This is a genomic window from Halarcobacter bivalviorum (genome assembly GCF_003346815.1).
Classification (GTDB): domain Bacteria; phylum Campylobacterota; class Campylobacteria; order Campylobacterales; family Arcobacteraceae; genus Halarcobacter; species Halarcobacter bivalviorum.
The window spans coordinates 1,501,315-1,520,168 of the sequence record NZ_CP031217.1 but is presented as its reverse complement, the minus strand read 5'-3'; the positions used below and the strand labels follow the sequence as shown (position 1 = coordinate 1,520,168).

Here is an 18,854-nt window from a genome sequence, read left to right as displayed (position 1 = left end):
ATAAGAAAAAATTATTTAAATTTATCTTCTGTTTTTTTAGTTAGAAGTGCTAATAGTAACACAACAATAGCAATTATTAAAAAGCTAATAATTTCGTTTTGTAAATTTTCCATAAATGAGTTCCTTTAATTTATAGTATAATATTTTTCATAAATTTTAAAAGGGATAATATGTATTTAAAAGATTCTGACTCTATTGAAAAAAATCAAATTCCTAAAACAGTTGATGCAAGTATTGCTGTTTTAACACCAAATAGTGACAAAGATTTTATAGTAAGGAAGATATTATTAAAAAGTGGTGGTTCTATGCCAAATCATACAAATATAATTCAACACCAACAATATGTAGTAAGTGGAGAAGCTAAAGTTGTAGTAGGTAAAGAAGAGTATAGAGCAAAGCAGGGTGATTTTATATATATTCCAGCAGGAGTAGAACACTATTATGAAGCCTGTTATGGTAGTGATTATGAGTTTTTATGTATGATTACTACAAAAGAGGATGAGATTACTTTTATATAAAAGTAATTTTTTACTCTTACTTCCTTGTAAGTAAAAAGCTAATAGTATATATAAAAAAATATTATTAATTAGAGAAAATATTATGTATAAATTGCTATTAGTTCTTCTTATATCTACTTATTTATATTCAAACACTACTTTTTCAGAAGAAGAGCTATCTTATATCTCAAATAAAAAAGTTATTTATATCTCAAATGAATTTGATTATGAGCCATATGATTTTAATAGAGAGGGAAAACCTTCTGGTTATTCAATAGAACTTTTAAAACTTATTTTTAGAGATAGTGGACTTAAAATAGAGTTTATAACAAAGGATTGGGACTCTTTATTATCTGACGTAGAAAATAAAAAAATAGATTTAATTCATACAATTTATAAAACCCCACAAAGAGAAAAAAGTTTAATTTTTTCTACTGGATATTCAAAAGTAATTCAAAGTTATATTATCCGTAAAAATGAAAAAGATATAGATAATATAAAACAACTTTTTGGTAAAAAAGTAGGTATTTCAAAAGGTTGGAGTGAAGAGAGTTTTTTTAATAAATATCCTCAAATTGAAAAGATATATTATAAGAATATAGAAGAGAAGTTATCTGCACTTAGCCTTGGCAAAATAGATGCTATTGTAAATAGTGATAATGTTGCGAAATATTATATTAAAAAATATGGATATGGAACATTAAAGGTATCAAATCCTGTAAAAGAGCAGTTTGGTTCAAGATTAGATGACCATCATTTTGCAAGCCACAAAGATAATCAAATCTTAATTTCAATTATAAATAAAGCTTACGATAATACTTCTTTAGAAGAGATAGAGAAGCTTCATAAAAAATGGTTTGGTAGTTTCTCTATAAATCCTCTTATTTTCACTAATGAAGAGCATGAATATATTCTTACAAAAAAGAGTGTAAATCTTTGTATTGACCCAAATTGGTTACCCTATGAAAAGATTGATAAAAATGGTAATCATTCGGGAATGAGTGCTGATTATTTTAAAATCTTTTCAACACTTTTAAATTTAGAATTTAATTTAGTAGAGACTAAAACTTGGAGTGAATCTTTAAATTTAATAAAAAATAAAAAGTGTGATTTAGTCTCTTTAATTACAAATACAAAAGAGAGAAAAGATATTTTTAATTTTACTTCTACTTATTTAAAAACACCAATAGTTATAGCAACAAAACTTGATGTTTCGTTTATTGATAGCTTTAATAAAATTGGAAATAAAAAGATTGCTTTAGTTAAAGATTATGGTTTTGAAAAGATTTTGAGAGAAAAATATACAAATTTAAATATTGTTCATGTTGATAATATTTTAGAGGGTTTAGAGTTAGTAGCAAAAGGTAAAGTATTTGGATATGTAGACTCTTTTGGTACTATAAGTTATACTTTTCAAACACAGCAGACAAATGAGCTTAAAATAGCAGGAAAAGCAGATATTGAGTGGGAATTAAGTATGGGAATAAGAAAAGATGAACCTTTACTTTTATCAATAATGCAAAAGGCTATTGATAGTGTAGATTCAGAGCAAAAACAAGCTATTTTAAATAAATGGATTTCTATTAAGTATGAAAAAGGAATAAATTATAGTTTACTTTGGAAAATATTTTTTATTTTTTTACTAGTACTTCTATTTTTTATTTATAAACAGTATCTAATGAAAAAAGCAATAAATGAATTTTCAGAGTTAATTGATTCAACAATGGAAGCTATTTTAATTTTTAGAGATTATAGTGTAATAACTGCAAATAAAAGTGCAATTGATATTTTTAAATATAAAAGTAAAGAGGAGATAAATAAGGCATATTTCTTTAATTTTATTTCAAAAGAATCAAAAGAGTTAGTAGGTCAAAAACTAAAAGAGAAAACAAAAGAACCTTTTGAAATTTTAGCAAAAAGAGCTGATGGCACAAAGTTTAATGCTTTGATTAAAGAGGTTGAATTTAAATCAAAAAAAATTATGATCTTAAGTGTAATTGATATTACTCATATTAAACAATTAGAAGCCCAAACAAAACAAGCTCAAATGGGAGAAATGATAGAGAATATTGCACATCAGTGGCGACAACCTTTAAGTACTATTTCTACAATTTCTTCTGGAATAGGTTTGAATATTAGTTTAAATGTTCCCCCTTCATATGAAGAAATCTCAAAAGATATGGATAAAATTGTAGAGACTACTAAATATCTCTCTAATACTATTGAAACTTTTAGAAATTTTTTAAGAGAGAAAAAAGAGTTAAGAGAGGTTATTTTACAAGATAGAATAAATTTAGTATTAGATATTGTAAAAGACTCTTTACGCAATAGACATATAAAATTAATAAATAAAATAGAGGAAACACCTTTTAAAGTTGTAACTATTATTGGTGAGTTAGATCAGGTTTTAATTAATATTATAAATAATGCAAAAGATGCTTTAAAAGAGCAAAAAATAGAAAATCCTTGGATAGAAATAGAGTTAAAAAAAGAAGAGAGTATTTTTGTTATAACAATTGAAGATAATGCTAAAGGAATAAAAGAAGAGATAATGCCAAAAATTTTTGAACCTTACTTTACTACTAAACATAAATCTCAAGGAACAGGATTAGGTTTACATATGAGCTATAAGATAGTAACTGAGAGTTTAAAAGGTAAAATATATGCCCAAAATACAGAGAATGGAGCAAAGTTTTTTATTGAACTTCCATATTCTGTAGTTTGATTTATCATTTAAAGGATTGGGCTAGATTTCCAATAATTAATGACCATCCATCAATTACAATAAAGAAGATAATTTTTATAGGTAAGGAGATCATTACTGGTGGAAGCATCATCATCCCTAAAGACATTAAAATAGAAGCTACAATAATATCAATTACTAAAAATGGTAAGAAAATTAAGAAACCAATTTCAAATGCAGTTTTAAGTTCACTTACAATAAATGCAGGCATTAGAAGTGTTAAAGGTACATCATCAATATTCTTAGGATTTTCTTCTTTTTTTATTCTATAAAATAGTGCTAAATCTTTCTCTCTAGTATTTTTAATCATAAACTCTTTAAAGGGTTTAACCCCTTTTTCAAAAGCTACTTCATAACCAATTTTTTCATCCATATATGGTTTTATAGCATCATCCCAAGATTTTTTAAAATAAGGTTCCATAATAAAAATAGTTAAAATAAGTGATAATGAGATAATAATTTGATTTGGTGGTGTTTGCTGTAATCCAAGTGCTTGTCTAAGTAATGAAAATACAATAATAAGCCTTGTAAAACTAGTAACCATTAAAATAAGAGTTGGAGCTAGAACAAGTAGCGTTAAAATAATTGCAATATTAATTGTTTTTACAAATTGTGCTGGTTCTTCAAGTGCTGCAATAGATAGGTTTATCACAGGGGGAGTTGCTTCTTGAGCAAAAAGTGAAATAGAAAAAATGAATAAACTAATGATTAGTTTCAAATATCGTCCTCAAGTAAAATAAGAAATTACTATATCTAAAAAGTTATTAAATCTCAAAAGTGTTAGTTCGGGTCTTTTATATAACCAAACTCATAAAGTTTTTTATAAATATTTTTAACTAAAAGACCTGCCGCACTTCCACCATGTCCACCATGCTCAACAATAACAGTAACAACATATTTTTTATCTGCTTTATATGGTCCATAAGCTGTAATCCAAGCATGAGATCTATGATAATACTCTAGTTCACTCTCTTTCATTCTTTTCTTTTCTGATTGAGGGATAGCAACAACTTGTGCAGTTCCTGTTTTACCAGCCATAGTTACAATACTATTTCTTGAATATCTATATAAAGTACCATTTTTGTGGTTATTTACTTCATACATACCTTTTCTTATAAGTTCTAAATGTTTTTTATCATAGGGAATTTCAACTGGTTCTACATAACTATCTTTTGCAAAATGTGGAGTAGGAAGTTTTCCACTAGCTAAAAAGGCTGTATATCTAGCAATCTGCATAGGTGTAGTTAACATCTCTCCTTGTCCAATTGAAGTAATAACGGTTTCTCCTACATACCAAGGAAGATTATGTCTTTTTTGTTTCCACTCTTTATTTGGATTTGTTCCATAGTGTTCATTATCTAAATCAATACCAGTTTTTACACCTATACCATATTTTGCTAAGGTTTCTGAAATATTGTTTATTCCAATTTTTAAACTACCTTTATAAAAAAAGTCATCACAACTCTCTCTAATAGCTTTTATAAAGCCAACTTTTCCATGACCAGTAGTTTTCCAACATCTAAAGTTTCTTTTTCCTAAAGTAATAGCTCCTGTATCAAATACAGTATAACTAGGCTTAATACCATTTTCTAAAAATGCTAAAGCAACCCCCATTTTAATTACAGAACCAGGAGGATATTTTCCATTAATAAGTTTATTTGTAAAAGGGTGGTTAAAATCATTTCTCATTTTATCCCACTCATCAGTAGAAATACCATCAACAAAGATATTATTATCAAACTCTGGGAAAGAACCAGCTGTTAATAACTCTCCTGTTTGTGCATCCATAACTATAACAGCTCCACCTTTTCCTGGAAAATTATCTTGAATATATTTTTGTAGTTCAATATCAATTGAGATTGTTAAGTCATTATCACTTGAAGGTTTTTTCTCTTCAAGTACTTCTAGCTCTTTATTTAAAGCATTTACTTTAATATTTTTAAAACCTAATTCACCTTGTAATTTATTATTATAATATTTTTCAAGACCAATTTTACCTATTATTCCACTATGCTTTGAAAAAGGATTTCTTTCTATATCAAGTTTAGAAGCTTTTCCTACATAACCAATTATATGTGAAGCATTCTCTTCATAAGGATAAACCCTTTTTACCTCAGATTTGATTTGAATATCATCTAAAGAATTAAAAAGTGTGTATTTTTTAAAGAACTTGTCATAAGGGATATAATCAACTACTTGTACGAAATCATGTTTATAAGGAGAATCAGATTTTTTATACTCTTTATAAAGGAATTCTTTATCATACTCAGGAAAATGTTTATTTATTAGTGTAATTAGCTTATCTAATTTCTTTTTATTTTTATATGATCTTAAATGAGGTCTTAGATTAATAGAAAATCCTAACTTATTCATTGCTAGTGCTTTTCCATTTCTATCTTTGATTATTCCTCTATTTGGAACATCATAAACTTTTTTAATATAATTTCTTTTTGACAACTCTTCATAATAAGTATTTGATTTAATACTTAGAAAATATACCCTTGCTAATAGAGTAATTATTACAAGTAAAATAAAAATAAATATTAATTTTAATCTAATCAAATGAATATCCCAAATATTATTAAATCAAGTACTAAATTAATCAATAAAAAGAAATTTAGTTGAAAACTTATATCATTGTTTAAAAGCCACAATAGAAGTAAACCACAATAAAAAATTACAAGATAAACATATAAATTTATTCCATCAACAGATAAAACTCTGCTTACATAAGGAATAATGAAAGCATAAATAAAAAATGATAATAAAATAATTGAAAAGGGTTTGAAACCACTATTTATCTCAATAATTAAAATAGTGAAACCTAAGAAAAAGAGGGTGTAGTTATAGTTTTTTTCCATACAAATATAAAAAGCTATAAAAAGTATACCAAGAAGCATAATAGGGAAAAAATAGATTGATGAGATTGTATTAATAATTAGTGCAAAAATACAAAATAGAAAGATATAAAAAGGGTTGTCTAAATTATTAATTTTCATCAGTCATACAGTTCTTCATTTTTTAGGGATTATATTAAAACTATACTTACATAAATATCAAATTGTATCATTTACTTTTTCTTGTTCTCTTTTTTTTCTTTCAAGGGTAGTTAAATCATAGATAAAAGCAAAAATTTCTGAAACAGCTTTATACATACTAGGGGGAATCTCTTTATCTATATCAATTGCAGAAAGAAGTTCTACTAAGTCCTCATCTTTTTTTATGGGAATATCATTATCTTGAGCAATTTTTATAATATTGTTAGCAATTTCTCCTTTTCCTTTTGCTACAATTTTAGGAGCATTATCAATCTCCATTTCATAATCTAAGGCAACTGCTTTTTTTATCTCTCTTTCTTGCATTTTATACCTTTATATCGATTCCAAAACCAATATTATCACTGTTTTGAGTATAAATATCTGTTTTTTTAATCTCCTCTTTTTTCTCATTTTCAAAATTTAGAATATGAATGTTTATAGGAATTAACTCAACAGAGTTTAAAGCTCTTTTTAATTTATAAATATTTTCTTGAATAGCTTTTTTAAAATGCTCTTTTGAGGCATAAACAGTTAAGTCTAACTTATTTTTATCATAAAGACCTAATAATAATCTAGTCTCTCCAAACTCTTTTAGATTTAGATTTATCTCACAATAAAATTTTTCATCTTTTCCTTCTCTCATAGAGATAGAACCATCTTCTAAAATATCCCAAATAAAAGGAATATAGACATTATTGCTATTTGAAACTAAAGATAAGAGTTGATGATACTCGATTTGTGTAAGAATCTTATCAATTTGTTTAGAGTTCTCTGCTACTTTTGAATCCGGATTATTAACTAATTCTTCTTGCATTTTTAATAATAGAGTTTTCATATCATTTTGTAGAGTTGTACTACTATTTTGAGGCTTTTCATTTTTTAGTAAATGTTGGGCAAAGTTTTCTATTGTCTGTTCTAATTTCACAAGAGTTTTATTTATTTTTTCAAAACTATTTTGATTTGTATTTCCTAGATTCATTTGCTCTATTGTAGTTTTTAAATTTTTAATTAAACTATCAAGATTTGAACTTAAATTGTTTATTAAAGGTTTTAAAGAGCTACTGTCTAAATTTTTGTTTTGTAATAAGTTATCAAGCTGAGTTAAAACTGTTTGTTTATTTGGAATATTTTTATCCAATAAAATTTCATTTTTTAAATTTAAAAGAAGATCTTTTATTTGGCCTTGAGCTTCACTTTTTATTTGATTTGTTTGTATTTGAGAAGATAGAGTTTGTAAAATATTTTCTATTCTTTCTACTGAAACAATTTGCCTATTTTGTAAAGAAGAAAGTACATTTTTTAAATTACTTACTATTTCACTAAGCTGTTTATCTTGGGGTAAAATATTATTATTTAGAGTACTAGTTGTTTTAGCTGTAAACTCTTTACTTTGAAGTAAATTATCTATTTGAGTTAATAAAGCTTGTTTATTTGGAATATTATTGTTTTGTAGAATTTCACTTTTTAAATTAAGTAAAAGTTCTTTTGTTTTAGCTAGATTTTCTGTTTTATTATGAATTAATGTTTCAATTTGATTAACAGAACTATTATCTATTTTTGATTGAGTTAATTGAATTTGATTTGAAATATTTTTTAAACTACTTGTTAATTGCTCTAAAGTAGCTGTCTGCTTATTTTGTAAAGATTTTCCTATACTATCTAATTGTTGAGTTAAGTTTTTTAAATCTTTTACATTTTCACTAAGATTAGCTTCTTGTCCTTTTTTATTTTGAGACAAGATTTTATCGATTAATTGGGAAATATTTTTTGCTTGTGGTAATTCAATATCTTTTAAAATAGTTTTTATTTGATTTAATAGGTTTTCAAGATTTTTAGGCAAAGAAGTTTTTGATTCCGCTGCTGCTAACATTTTTGATTCTAAAAAGATACCAGACTTATCTAATGAACTTTTTAAACTCTTTTCATCAAGATTTGTTAAATTTTTTAGAAAATTTTCCAATAAAGGTTTAAATTTTTGTATAGTTTCGTTATTTGTTGGATTTTTTAATAAACTCTCTACATTTTTAGTAAAACTACCTAAGTCTTTAAAAACAGTTGAGTTTTTTAATAAAGTTTCAATAGAAGAGTTGGTTTTTGCTCCAACTTTAGCTTGATTGAATAAGTTTTTTAAAATATCTTCTACTGTAACTTCACCATTTTTTATATTTGAAAGAGTTTTAACATCTGCTTGTTTTAAAGCATCATTTAAAACCTTATTATTACTTGGTAAAAGAATTTTTAGTAGATTATTATTTGAAACTAACATGATTTAAGTATATCATAAATTATTATATATATTGACTTCAAATATTTATTTTTGTACAATCAATTTGATTAATAAAGGTTGAAGATGAAATTTGAAGTAGTTACTCCTATTGATGGCTTTGAGAAAGAAATAGAATTTGAATTATCAAAGTTAGATGATTTCTTTTTTATGATAAAAGGTGTTGAAACAGGTGAGACTATAAGGCTTATGAATTTTGGTGCCTTAAAATCTTTAGAGTTTGAACTTCCAGAAGATTTTGTTTCTAAATTAGAAATAGAAAGAATTGAAGATATCTCAATTTTTTATATCTTTGTCCTACAAACTACAACTTCAGATTCTTCAATGAATATTTTTGCCCCATTAATAATGAATAATAAATCAATGAAAATGGGTCAAATTCATTTAGACTTAGAAGAGCTAGGCTTAGATAGTTTAAATGATATACTTCCAAAATTTTAAAATAAAGACTTGAATATTTATGCACGAAAAACAACTAAGAGTTAGGTATATTAGAGTATTAGAAAAGTTTTTTACAAGAACTGTTTCTTTACTAAAATTAGAGAATTTTGATAAAGATCTTTTTAAAGAGAGAACTCTTAAAAACTATGAAGATATAAAAAGGGTTAAAGCAGTAGATTTAAATTCTCAATATCTTACTAACTTAATAGCTTTTATCAATAAAACACTACAATCTTTACAAAGTACTACAGATGAAGACTTTGAAAATGTAAGAACAACTCTTTTAAAAGAAGCAAATCTTTTACAAAAAGAGAAAAAAAGAAGTACTTATAAAAAAGATAAACACAAAAATTCTAAATTTGATGATGGATATTAAGATTGTCTCAATCAGAAAATCAAGAACATAAGACTTTTAATCTCTCTGGAGTTTTAAAAAAAGTTTTATATAAAAACGACGAAACAAACTATATTATTGCTGTTTTAGAAAACAATCAAAAAATTTGTGGAAACTATTTTGATACAGATATTGAAAAAATAGTAGGTGAAGAGGTTTTATTAAAAGGAAACTGGACAACTCATAAAAAATATGGAGTACAGTTTGAATTTGAAATTTTGGAGCTAAAAGAGGCAGAAATGTTCTTTTTTCTTACAAAAATAGTAAAAGGAGTTGGTAAAAAGTTTGCCCATGAACTTTTAGAGAAATATGAGGAAGAAGAACTTGTTGAAATTTTAAATGATAGACCAGGAGAGCTTCTACAATTTAAAGGTATAAAAGAGAAAAAGTTAGAAAAAATTGTTGCTTCTTGGCAAAAATTTAAACACTTAAGAGAGTTGGGTAAGTTTTTATCTAAGTTTGGAGTAACTTCAAATTTAATAAATAAAATCTATTCTCATTTTTCTGAGGTAGATAACTTAATAGAGAAAATTAAAAATAATCCATATATTCTTATACATATAAAAGGTATCGGTTTTAAAAGAGCTGATGAGATTGCAAAAGCTTTAGGAATTGACCCAAAATCAGATTTTAGAATTTCTGCTTGTATTAACTATACTCTAAGAGAGTTTTGTGACAATAATGGAAACTCTTCTATTGATAAATCACATTTGTATAGACTTTTAGATGAAAATTTACATTTTAAAAATGAAGAAATTTTATATGAAAAAGTAATCTCTGATATGCTTGTAGAAGAGGAAGTATTTCAAACAAATGAACATAGAATCTCTCCCTCAATGTTATATTTTGCAGAGAGAAGAATTTTAGAGTTTTTTCAAAGAAGAAAAGATGAAAGAAACAGAAAAATAATTGCCTCTTTTGATGAATATATAGTAAGAAAAGAAAAAACCTTAGGTTTTGAATTAAGTGAAGAGCAGAAAAAAGCAGTAGAACTTATAAATGATGGACATAAAACACTTTTTTTAATAGGTTATGCTGGAACAGGAAAATCAACTTCGAGTAGGGCAGTATTAGAACTTCTTGAAGAGATAGTCTCTTATGATGATATTATTACTATTGCTTTAAGTGGTATTGCAAGTCAAAGAATTTCTGATACTACAGGTTACAATAGTTCCACAATACAATCTTTATTTGTAAAACATGAAGATAAAGAGTTTTTCCCTCATAAAGTAATTCTTCTTGATGAAGCTTCAATGGTAAACTCTGTAATGTTTTATAATCTTATAAAAAAGATTTCTGATGATACAATTTTCATAATTGTGGGAGATGATGGACAGCTTCCTGCAATTGGTGCAGGTAATATTTTAGCAGATGCAATTAAATATGAGTTAGCACCAATTTGTAAATTAACAAAAATTTATAGACAAAGTGAAGACCAAGCAATTGCAGTTATTGCAAATGATATAAGACAAGGACAAGTTCCAGAGTATAAAAACAATTATAAAGATTTTGAATTTATAGATGTTTCAATTAATAACTATTATGCGGTTAAAAATTCCTCTTCTCAAAGTGAATTTTCTGATGTAAGGTCAAGAATCTCTGAATCAATTTTAAATATGATATTAAATATTTCTAGTCATTATATACGAAAATATTATGAATATATAAAGAAAAAAGAGATTTCTTCTGCTTTAACACTTTTTCAAGTAATTACTCCTATGAAAGCTGGAGTTTTAGGTGTTGAAAATTTAAATATGCAACTTCAAACGCTTTTTAATCATACAAAAGGGAAAGCTTATAAAAGCAAACTTTATGAATATAAAATGAGTGATAAAGTTATTCATATAAAAAATGAGAATATGAAAGCTCAAACAATGCAGATGTATAAAACTAATTCAACAGAGTTTTTAGAAAAAAGAGTTTTTAATGGTCAATTAGGTTTGATTATAAAACTTAATTTTGAAGAGAACCAATGTATCGTTTTATATCCAAATGATGATATGGTAGTCTTTTATGAATTTGATGAGTTAAGTTCTTTGTTATCCCTTGCATATTGTTTAACTATTCATAAAACACAAGGAATGGAGTATGAAAATGCATTAATTCCTATGAGTTTTTCTCACTATATTATGCACAATACAAAGCTTTTATATACAGCAATAACAAGAGCAAAAGATATGTGTTTTATTGTTGGAGAAGAAGAGGCTTTTAAAAGTGCTTGTAAAAGAATAGAAACTACTAAACGAGAATCGGTCATAAATGACCTTCTTTCAAAAAATCTTTAAAACAATTTTACCTTTATAAAAGTAATTATTATGTATTATATCTAAAATTTTTTAGAGGATAATATTTTATGATAACGTGGATGCAAAGACACAAAAAATGGCTTGTAATAACTATTTGGATAAGTACAATAGCCTTTGTAGGAGCTGGTTTTGTAGGATGGGGGTCTTACGATTATGGTTCTAAAGGTGGTGCAGTAGCTGTTGTTGCTGATAGAGAAGTAAGTGTAGATGAGTATCAAAGAGAGTACTCTAATCTTTATGAACAATATGCAAGAATGTTTGGAGATCAGTTTAATCAAGAGATGGCTGATAAATTAAAACTAAAAGATGCAGCATACAGATTAGTTATTCAAAAGAACCTTATTTTAGCTTTTGCAGATGAATTAGGTTTAGATGTTACAAATGAAGAGATTGCAAAAGAGTTAGTTAAAATACCTGCATTTTTAAAAGATGGAAAATTTGATAAAGATACTTATATCAAAGTTTTACAACAAAATAGATCAAACCCTACAGAGTTTGAAGCTTCTGTTAAAAGAGATTTACTTTTACAAAAAGTTGAGTCTTTATTCCAAATTAAAACATCACAAAATGAATTAAAAAATCTAAATGAATTACTTTTTGCTGAAGATAAAGTAAGTATTAAAATCTTAAATGCAAATGATGTAAAAGTAAATATTAGTGAAGAAGAGTTAAAACAATATTGGGAAGAGAATAAAAATAGCTATGTTTCAGAACCGACTGTAAAATTAGCAATTGAAGAGATTAATGTTGATTTAAAATCTTTTTCAGATGAAGAGCTACAAGAACATTATAATAATTTTAAAACAGATTATGTAAAAGAAGATGGAAAAATTAAATCTTTTGAAGAAGCAAAAGAGGATATGATTCAAGCTTTAAGTGAAAAAGATACAAAAAAAGATGCTTTAAAAAAATATTTAAAACTTAAAAAAGCAGAAGAAAACTTCTCTAAAGAAGTTGAAATAGAAGAGAGTAAATTAGCTTTCGCAGAAGAGGGAATTGAAAAAATCAATGAAGCTGTTCCTGGAGATGTTTTAAAACCATTTGTTAGTGATGGAAAATATCTTATTGTAAAAGTTTTAAATAAAGGTCTTCCTAAACCATTATCTTATGAAGCTGCAAAAGCAGAAGTTTCTAAAGACTTTGAAAATATTGCTTTAGGAAAAGAGTTAGAAAAAGTAGCAAAAAAAGAGCTTGAGAACTTTAATGGTACAAGCTTAGGATATGTATCAAGAAACTCTTTTGATAAAGTTCCTGGTTTACAAGCACAAGAGGCTTTACAGTTTTTAAATCAACTTTTTGCAAGTACTGAAAAACAAGGACAAGTTAATTTAGGAAATAAAATTGTATTATTTAAAATAGAAGATACAAGATTAGGAACATATGATGAAGCTAAAAATGAAGCTGTATCATCTACTGTTGATAGATTATTAAATCAAGAGTTAGTAAATAACTTAATCAAAAACTTACAAAATAGGTATGAAGTTCAATCTTCAATAACTTTAGAGGAGTAGTAATTGAATAAAACCCTTTTAGCAATTGACATTGGTTCATCTAATATAACAGCAGTTATTGCTAGAAACAATTTAGACTATAAAATTAATATATTAGGAACTGGCTCATCAAAAAGTAGTGGGATAAATAAAGGTGTGATATCAAACATTGAGGCTGCTTCAAAGAGCATAAAAGATGCTGTATTGATTGCTAAAAAAAATACAACTGAAGAGTTCGACTCTACAATTGTATCTATATCTGGGGCTTATACAAAAGGAATTAGAAGTGCAGGGAGCGTAAATGTTCCTAATGGTTTAATTACAGAAAATGAAATTAACCAAGTACTTCAAATGGCTTTATACAATGCTACAATTATCCCAGAGTATGAAGTTGTACATGTAATTCCTATTTCATATAAAATTGATGATTCTTCAGATGTAGAAAATCCATTAAATATGAATGGTTCAAGACTTGAAGCTTCTGTTTTTGTTTTAACTGCTAAAAAAACTGCTTTAACAAATATCAAATCTGCTATGAAAATAGCAGGGCTTACAGTAAATAATTTTATTCTTGATGGATATGCTGCTGCTATTTCTGTTTTAGATGAACAACAAAAAAAGTTTGGTGCAACAGTAATTAATATCGGTTCAACAACTACAGAATTTGTATGTTATAGAGGAAATTCTATGATATATAATGGTTTTATACCTGCTGGTTCAAACCATATTACAAATGACTTATCTGTAATGCTTCACACACCTCCAATTGCAGCTGAAAAAATTAAAACTGAATATGGTGATTTATTAAAAACAAGTGAAGAACTTTCAAATAAAAAAATTAGAACACCAAGAATTGGAGATGAAAAAAACTCTTCAGAAATCTCTTTAGAGTATGTACAAACTATTGTTCATGCTAGAGTAGAAGAAATTTTATCTTTAGTAAAAAAAGATTTAAGAAAGAGTGGAATTCATGAAAATTCAGGTGCAGGAATTGTTTTAACAGGTGGAATGAGTAAACTAAATGGAATTAAAGAATTAGCTTCTTTAGTTTTTGATAATTTCCCTACAAAAATCTCAAATCCAGTTAATATTGAAAATGGTTATTTAAGTTTTGAAGATTCAAAAATGGCAACAATTGTTGGTATTTTATTATATTCTTTAGATCCTAATAGGGGATTTGAATTAGATTCAAATAAGAACTTAATTAAAAAACTAAAAACAAATGATAATATTTCTAAAATTGATGATGATATAGCTTTATCTTCTGTAAAAGAAAAAGTAGTTCAAAAAGAGCAACCAAAAATTAGAAGAGAACAAGAAACAAGTACATTGTCTAAAACAAATCCAGATGGTGCGACAACACTAACTAGATTGCCAGAAAACAGCAAAAAGAAAGGTGTTGGGAAGATCTGGAATATGATCACGGAGTGGTTCTAATGGATAATAATTTATTTAAGGTGGATGATATTAAAGTGGAAATGCCAAATAAAACTCTTTCAGATAATGTAGCCAAAATATCAGTAATTGGTGTTGGTGGTGGTGGTTGTAATATGATTAACCACATGATAAATGAAGGTTCTCATAAAATTGATTTAATTGCCGCAAATACAGATTTACAAGTATTACATATTTCAAAAGCACCAAAAAAGATTCAATTAGGTATTAAACTTACAAAAGGTCTTGGTGCAGGTATGAAACCTGAAGTTGGAAGAGATTCTGCTGTAGAGAGTTATGAAGATATTAAATCTGCATTAAATGGTGCAGATATTGTATTTATTGCTGCTGGTCTTGGTGGTGGTACAGGAACAGGTGCTGCTGCTATTATTGCAAAAGCTGCAAAAGAGATTGGAGCTTTAACAGTATCTGTTGTAACTAAACCTTTTACTTGGGAAGGTAAAAAAAGAGCAGGGCTTGCAAATCTTGGTTTAGAAGAGATTAAAAAAGTATCTGATTCAATTATTGTCGTTCCAAATGATAGACTTTTAGAGATTATTGATGAAAATGTAGGGATGAAAGATGCCTTTAAAATTATTGATAATATTCTATATCAAGCAGTAAATGGAATGACAGAAGTTATTTTAACTCCTGGAAATTCAGATATTAATACTGACTTTGCTGATGTTAAAACAATTATGCAGCATAAAGGTATGGCTTTAATGGGTATTGGTAAAGCAAAAGGTGAAAATGCTGCCCAAAGAGCTTTAGAAGATGCTATTGACTCTCCTTTACTTGATAAAGTATCTTTAGGTGGAGCAAAAGGTATTTTAATTCACTTTAATATCCATCCACAAGTTTCACTTTTCGCTATTAATGATGTAATGTCAAAAATTCATGATACAATTGATTCAAATGCTGAGATTATTTTTGGTACAACTTCTGATAGTACATTAGAAACAGATGAAGTGAAAATTACCATTGTCGCAACTGGATTTGAGTCTAAAAATGACCCTATTGTAGAAACTGAAGATGTTCCAGATGCTAAAAATAATCAGATTACACCTGATGATGAGAATTATTTAGATATTCCACCATTAATGAGAAACTATAGAGTACAATATAGTTTAAATAAAGAGTAGAACTTCTCTACTCTTCAAAAATTACTACATCATAAGAACTTTTTTTAATAACTAAAGCCTTAGAGTTTGGAACAATTCCAAATTTATTAATATCTTTCATTTTAATTTGATATGTGCTAATCTCATCTTCTAAGTTTTGTATTTTTTTATTTAACTGTAAAATTAAATCAACTCCAGCTAAATTTATCCCTAACTCTCTTGTTAAAGTAAGCACATATTTTATATGGTCGATATCTTTTTGCGAATATAGTCTAATTTTTCCATTAGTACGAGAGGGTTTAATTAATCCCTCTCTTTCATACTGTCTTAAAGTTTGTGGATGAATATTTAAAATTTCAGCAACTGCTGAAATCAAGTATACTGGTTCATTATAAGCGTTAGTATCCATGATATCTTCTCCTATAAGTTTTCAGGTAGTTTCTCTTTTAAAATCTCTTTAAAATCTTCATCAAGCTCATCAACTTTTGGTAAAACAATATTAGCTTTTAAGTGAAGGTCACCTCTTGTTGAAGTTTTCCTATCAAGTACACCTAACTCTTTTACCCTAAATTTCTGATTTTGTTTTGTATTTTCAGGTACCTTTAGAGTAATTGTTTTATGTATTGTTTTAATTTCAATCTTTCCTCCAAAAAGTGCAGTTTTTAGCGGAATATCAAATTTTTTTGTAAGTGTTGAACCATCTCTTTCATATTCTGGACTAGAAGCTACATTTATTTTGATAATTAAATCTCCTCTTTGCCCTTGGTATGATTTACCTTTTCCTTTTGCTCTAATCTTTTGACCATCACTAATTCCTTCTGGAATTTTAATATCAAAAGAGTCATTGTTTAAAGAGATATGTTGTTTTCCTCCAAGGATTGCCACATCAAAAGGAATAGTTATTTGAGCTTGTGTATCTAAATCAGGCTCTTCATATCCTCCAAAGCCTCCAAAACCACCAAATCCTCCTTGAGAGAAACCAGATGAACCAAAGCCACCTTGTCCTCCACCAAACATTTGTCTTAAGATCTCATCTAAATCAACACCTTGCCCTTGACCTCTTGCAAAGTCATGGAAGTTTTGACCACCAAACATAGAATCACCAAATTGGTCATACTGTTGTTTTTTCTCTTTATCACTTAAAACTTCATAGGCTGCATTGATTTCTTTAAATTTATCTTCTGCACCTTCATCCTTATTTACATCAGGATGATACTTTCTTGCCAATTTTCTATAAGCTTTTTTAATTTCGTCAGCACTTGCATTTTCGCTAACACCTAATGTCTCATATAAACTTTTTGCCATTTTTTAACCTTTTAATTGTTCCAATTAAAAGGGACCTATTTATATCTGACTTCTTTTAACAAAATAGTAAACTATTTTTAAAGAAGCAAACCTAAAGAGAGCAATGAGTTGCTCTTTTATTCCCTTATAAATAGAACATAAAATCTATTAATTATAATAGATATTTTAGCATAAACTTGAGTCAATGTCAATCAAGTTTGGAATATAAATGAGTCATTATAGCTTAAGATAAAAGTAGATTTAACACTTTTTAATCATATTTTAGTAATGATTCTTTTATGTTTGAAAAAGATGAATGGACACAGCAAGAGCTGTTTAAATATACAAATGAATTAGATAAAGAAGGTATTAAAGTAGTTTTAATAGATACTATTTTAAAACCCTTGGAAAAAATAGAGACAATAACTTATAATCCTTATGAAATGATAGAATATCCTAAAGGAACAGTTTTTGTATTTTATTGTGATACTGGTAAAACTACAAAAGAGAGACTTGATTTTTATAAAAAGAAGTTCCCTGAATATAAATGTGTTAGTTTAAGAGGTGGAAGAGGTTATTGGAGACCTAATTATCAATTATTAGAAGAGATGAATTAAATGGATAAAAAAAGCTATAAATATGTTATTGTTGGAGCTGGAATTGCAGGTTGCAGTACAGCTTATTTTCTTTCTAAATACTCAGATTCAATTTTATTAATTGATAGAAATTGCTCTTTAGCTCAAGGAGCAAGTGGAGCAGCAGGAGCTTTTCTTTCTCCTCTTTTAGGAAAACCAAATAGTTTTAAAGATTTAGTTACGGAAGCTTTAAATTTTTCAACAGAGTTTTATAAAGAGATTTGTCCTGAAGAAATAACAAATTGTGGAGTTGTTAGAATTCCAAAAAATAACGAAGATGAAGAGAAGTTTCAAAGTTATAAACCTTATATGGATTTTGATTTTAAAGAAGAAGAAAATGGATATTTTTTTGAAATTGGCTCACAAGTAAACTCTTATAATATTTGTGAAGTTTTAGCTAAAGATGTAGAAAAAAAGTTTAAATATGAAGTAAAAACTTATAAAAAAGAAAACTCTTCTTGGCTTATAAATGATGAGATAAAAGCAGAAAATTTAATTATTTGTACTGGGGCTGACATCTCTTTAATAAAAGAAAAATACTTTAATATAAGAGCAGTTTGGGGGCAAAAGATAGATATTCATTCTACAACTTGTTTAAGTAAAAACTATCATAAGGCTTGTTCACTTTCTCATTCTACAAAGTTAGAGAATGAAAACTTATATTTAACTTCTATAGGAGCAACTCATAATAGGATCGATTGTAATCTTAAGGTTTGTAACTGTTGTTTATCAAAAGAGCAGTTAACTGAAAATGGTTTTAATAGCTATACAAGTGAGCTTGTGAGAAAAGATACCCAAGAACTTTTAATAAAAGCAAATGATATAAAACTTATACATGAACCAAAAGTAGTAGATATTAAGATTGGTCCTAGAGCTTCAAGTATTGATTATTTTCCTATGGTAGGAAAATTAATTGATTCTAAAAAAACTTTAGAAAAATTTCCTCATTTAAAAAATGGTTCACATATAAAAAATGAGATGTTAAGTACTATTGATAACTTATATGTATTAAATGGTGTAGGAGGAAGAGGTTATGTTCTTTCTCCATATTTAGCAAAAAATTTAGTTGATGAAATCCAAAAAAATAATTTTTTAAATGTGGAGATTTCTACACATAGATTATTTAAAAGATGGGTTAAAAAATTATTTTAATAAATCATTAATTTTATGTCGATATGATTTGTGAA

At 26.8% G+C, this 18,854-nt stretch carries 17 protein-coding genes; 10 read left to right on the top strand and 7 right to left on the bottom strand.

Translation table 11 applies throughout. The features are described 5' to 3' along the window. Positions 1-170 precede the first annotated feature (170 nt). Positions 171-518, top strand: coding sequence for a cupin domain-containing protein (locus ABIV_RS07720; RefSeq protein ID WP_114839319.1), 348 nt, complete (start codon positions 171-173; stop codon positions 516-518). 82 nt (positions 519-600) lie between these two features. Then, on the top strand, positions 601-3,222 hold the full coding sequence (locus ABIV_RS07715; RefSeq protein ID WP_114839318.1) for a transporter substrate-binding domain-containing protein: 2,622 nt from the start codon (positions 601-603) through the stop codon (positions 3,220-3,222). 4 nt (positions 3,223-3,226) lie between these two features. Here the strand turns inward: ABIV_RS07715 and fliP are convergent, their stop codons facing one another. The 5 genes from fliP to ABIV_RS07690 form a co-directional block, all read right to left on the bottom strand. Continuing rightward, positions 3,227-3,958 (bottom strand): flagellar type III secretion system pore protein FliP, encoded by a 732-nt coding sequence (gene fliP, locus ABIV_RS07710; protein ID WP_114839317.1) that lies wholly within the window; start codon positions 3,956-3,958, stop codon positions 3,227-3,229. Positions 3,959-4,020: 62 nt separating this feature from the next. Beyond that, positions 4,021-5,799 carry a penicillin-binding protein 2 gene (mrdA, locus tag ABIV_RS07705; RefSeq protein WP_114840482.1) on the bottom strand — a complete coding sequence of 593 codons (1,779 nt, stop codon included), beginning with the start codon at positions 5,797-5,799 and terminating at the stop codon, positions 4,021-4,023. Beyond that, a complete protein-coding gene (locus ABIV_RS07700) occupies positions 5,799-6,239 on the bottom strand; it encodes a hypothetical protein (RefSeq protein ID WP_114839316.1) in 441 nt (146 codons plus the stop codon). Before ABIV_RS07700 ends, mrdA begins: the two co-directional genes overlap by 1 nt. A gap of 57 nt (positions 6,240-6,296) precedes the next feature. After that, complete coding sequence (locus ABIV_RS07695) at positions 6,297-6,602, bottom strand: EscU/YscU/HrcU family type III secretion system export apparatus switch protein (RefSeq protein WP_114839315.1); 306 nt, start codon at positions 6,600-6,602, stop codon at positions 6,297-6,299. Between the two features lies 1 nt (position 6,603). After that, on the bottom strand, positions 6,604-8,544 hold the full coding sequence (locus ABIV_RS07690) for a ring-infected erythrocyte surface antigen domain-containing protein (protein WP_114839314.1): 1,941 nt from the start codon (positions 8,542-8,544) through the stop codon (positions 6,604-6,606). A gap of 84 nt (positions 8,545-8,628) precedes the next feature. Between ABIV_RS07690 and fliW the strand changes: the two genes are divergently transcribed. The 6 genes from fliW to ftsZ all read left to right on the top strand — a co-directional run bounded on the left by fliW (position 8,629) and on the right by ftsZ (position 15,769). Then, positions 8,629-9,003: a flagellar assembly protein FliW gene (fliW, locus tag ABIV_RS07685; RefSeq protein ID WP_114839313.1), complete on the top strand. Its 375-nt coding sequence runs from the start codon at positions 8,629-8,631 to the stop codon at positions 9,001-9,003. Positions 9,004-9,022: 19 nt separating this feature from the next. Beyond that, a complete protein-coding gene (locus ABIV_RS07680) occupies positions 9,023-9,379 on the top strand; it encodes a hypothetical protein (protein ID WP_114839312.1) in 357 nt (118 codons plus the stop codon). Positions 9,380-9,381: 2 nt separating this feature from the next. Further along, positions 9,382-11,682: an SF1B family DNA helicase RecD2 gene (gene recD2 / locus ABIV_RS07675; RefSeq protein WP_114839311.1), complete on the top strand. Its 2,301-nt coding sequence runs from the start codon at positions 9,382-9,384 to the stop codon at positions 11,680-11,682. Between the two features lie 68 nt (positions 11,683-11,750). Continuing rightward, positions 11,751-13,214, top strand: coding sequence for a peptidylprolyl isomerase (locus ABIV_RS07670; RefSeq protein WP_114839310.1), 1,464 nt, complete (start codon positions 11,751-11,753; stop codon positions 13,212-13,214). 3 nt (positions 13,215-13,217) lie between these two features. Next, on the top strand, positions 13,218-14,630 hold the full coding sequence (gene ftsA / locus ABIV_RS07665) for a cell division protein FtsA (protein ID WP_114839309.1): 1,413 nt from the start codon (positions 13,218-13,220) through the stop codon (positions 14,628-14,630). Beyond that, entirely contained in the window at positions 14,630-15,769 is a 1,140-nt protein-coding gene (ftsZ, locus tag ABIV_RS07660) for a cell division protein FtsZ (protein WP_205526917.1), read from the top strand. The genes ftsA and ftsZ overlap by 1 nt, the downstream gene beginning before the upstream one ends. Positions 15,770-15,776: 7 nt before the next feature. On the opposite strand, the gene ABIV_RS07655 is transcribed toward ftsZ, so the two are convergent. Both ABIV_RS07655 and ABIV_RS07650 read right to left on the bottom strand, forming a co-directional pair. Continuing rightward, positions 15,777-16,157 carry a heat shock protein transcriptional repressor HspR gene (locus tag ABIV_RS07655; RefSeq protein WP_114839308.1) on the bottom strand — a complete coding sequence of 127 codons (381 nt, stop codon included), beginning with the start codon at positions 16,155-16,157 and terminating at the stop codon, positions 15,777-15,779. Between the two features lie 11 nt (positions 16,158-16,168). Next, positions 16,169-17,053 carry a DnaJ C-terminal domain-containing protein gene (locus ABIV_RS07650; protein WP_114839307.1) on the bottom strand — a complete coding sequence of 295 codons (885 nt, stop codon included), beginning with the start codon at positions 17,051-17,053 and terminating at the stop codon, positions 16,169-16,171. Positions 17,054-17,331: 278 nt separating this feature from the next. Between ABIV_RS07650 and ABIV_RS07645 the strand changes: the two genes are divergently transcribed. Beyond that, positions 17,332-17,649: a hypothetical protein gene (locus ABIV_RS07645; protein WP_114839306.1), complete on the top strand. Its 318-nt coding sequence runs from the start codon at positions 17,332-17,334 to the stop codon at positions 17,647-17,649. Then, complete coding sequence (locus tag ABIV_RS07640) at positions 17,650-18,819, top strand: FAD-dependent oxidoreductase (protein ID WP_114839305.1); 1,170 nt, start codon at positions 17,650-17,652, stop codon at positions 18,817-18,819. Positions 18,820-18,854: the final 35 nt, after the last annotated feature.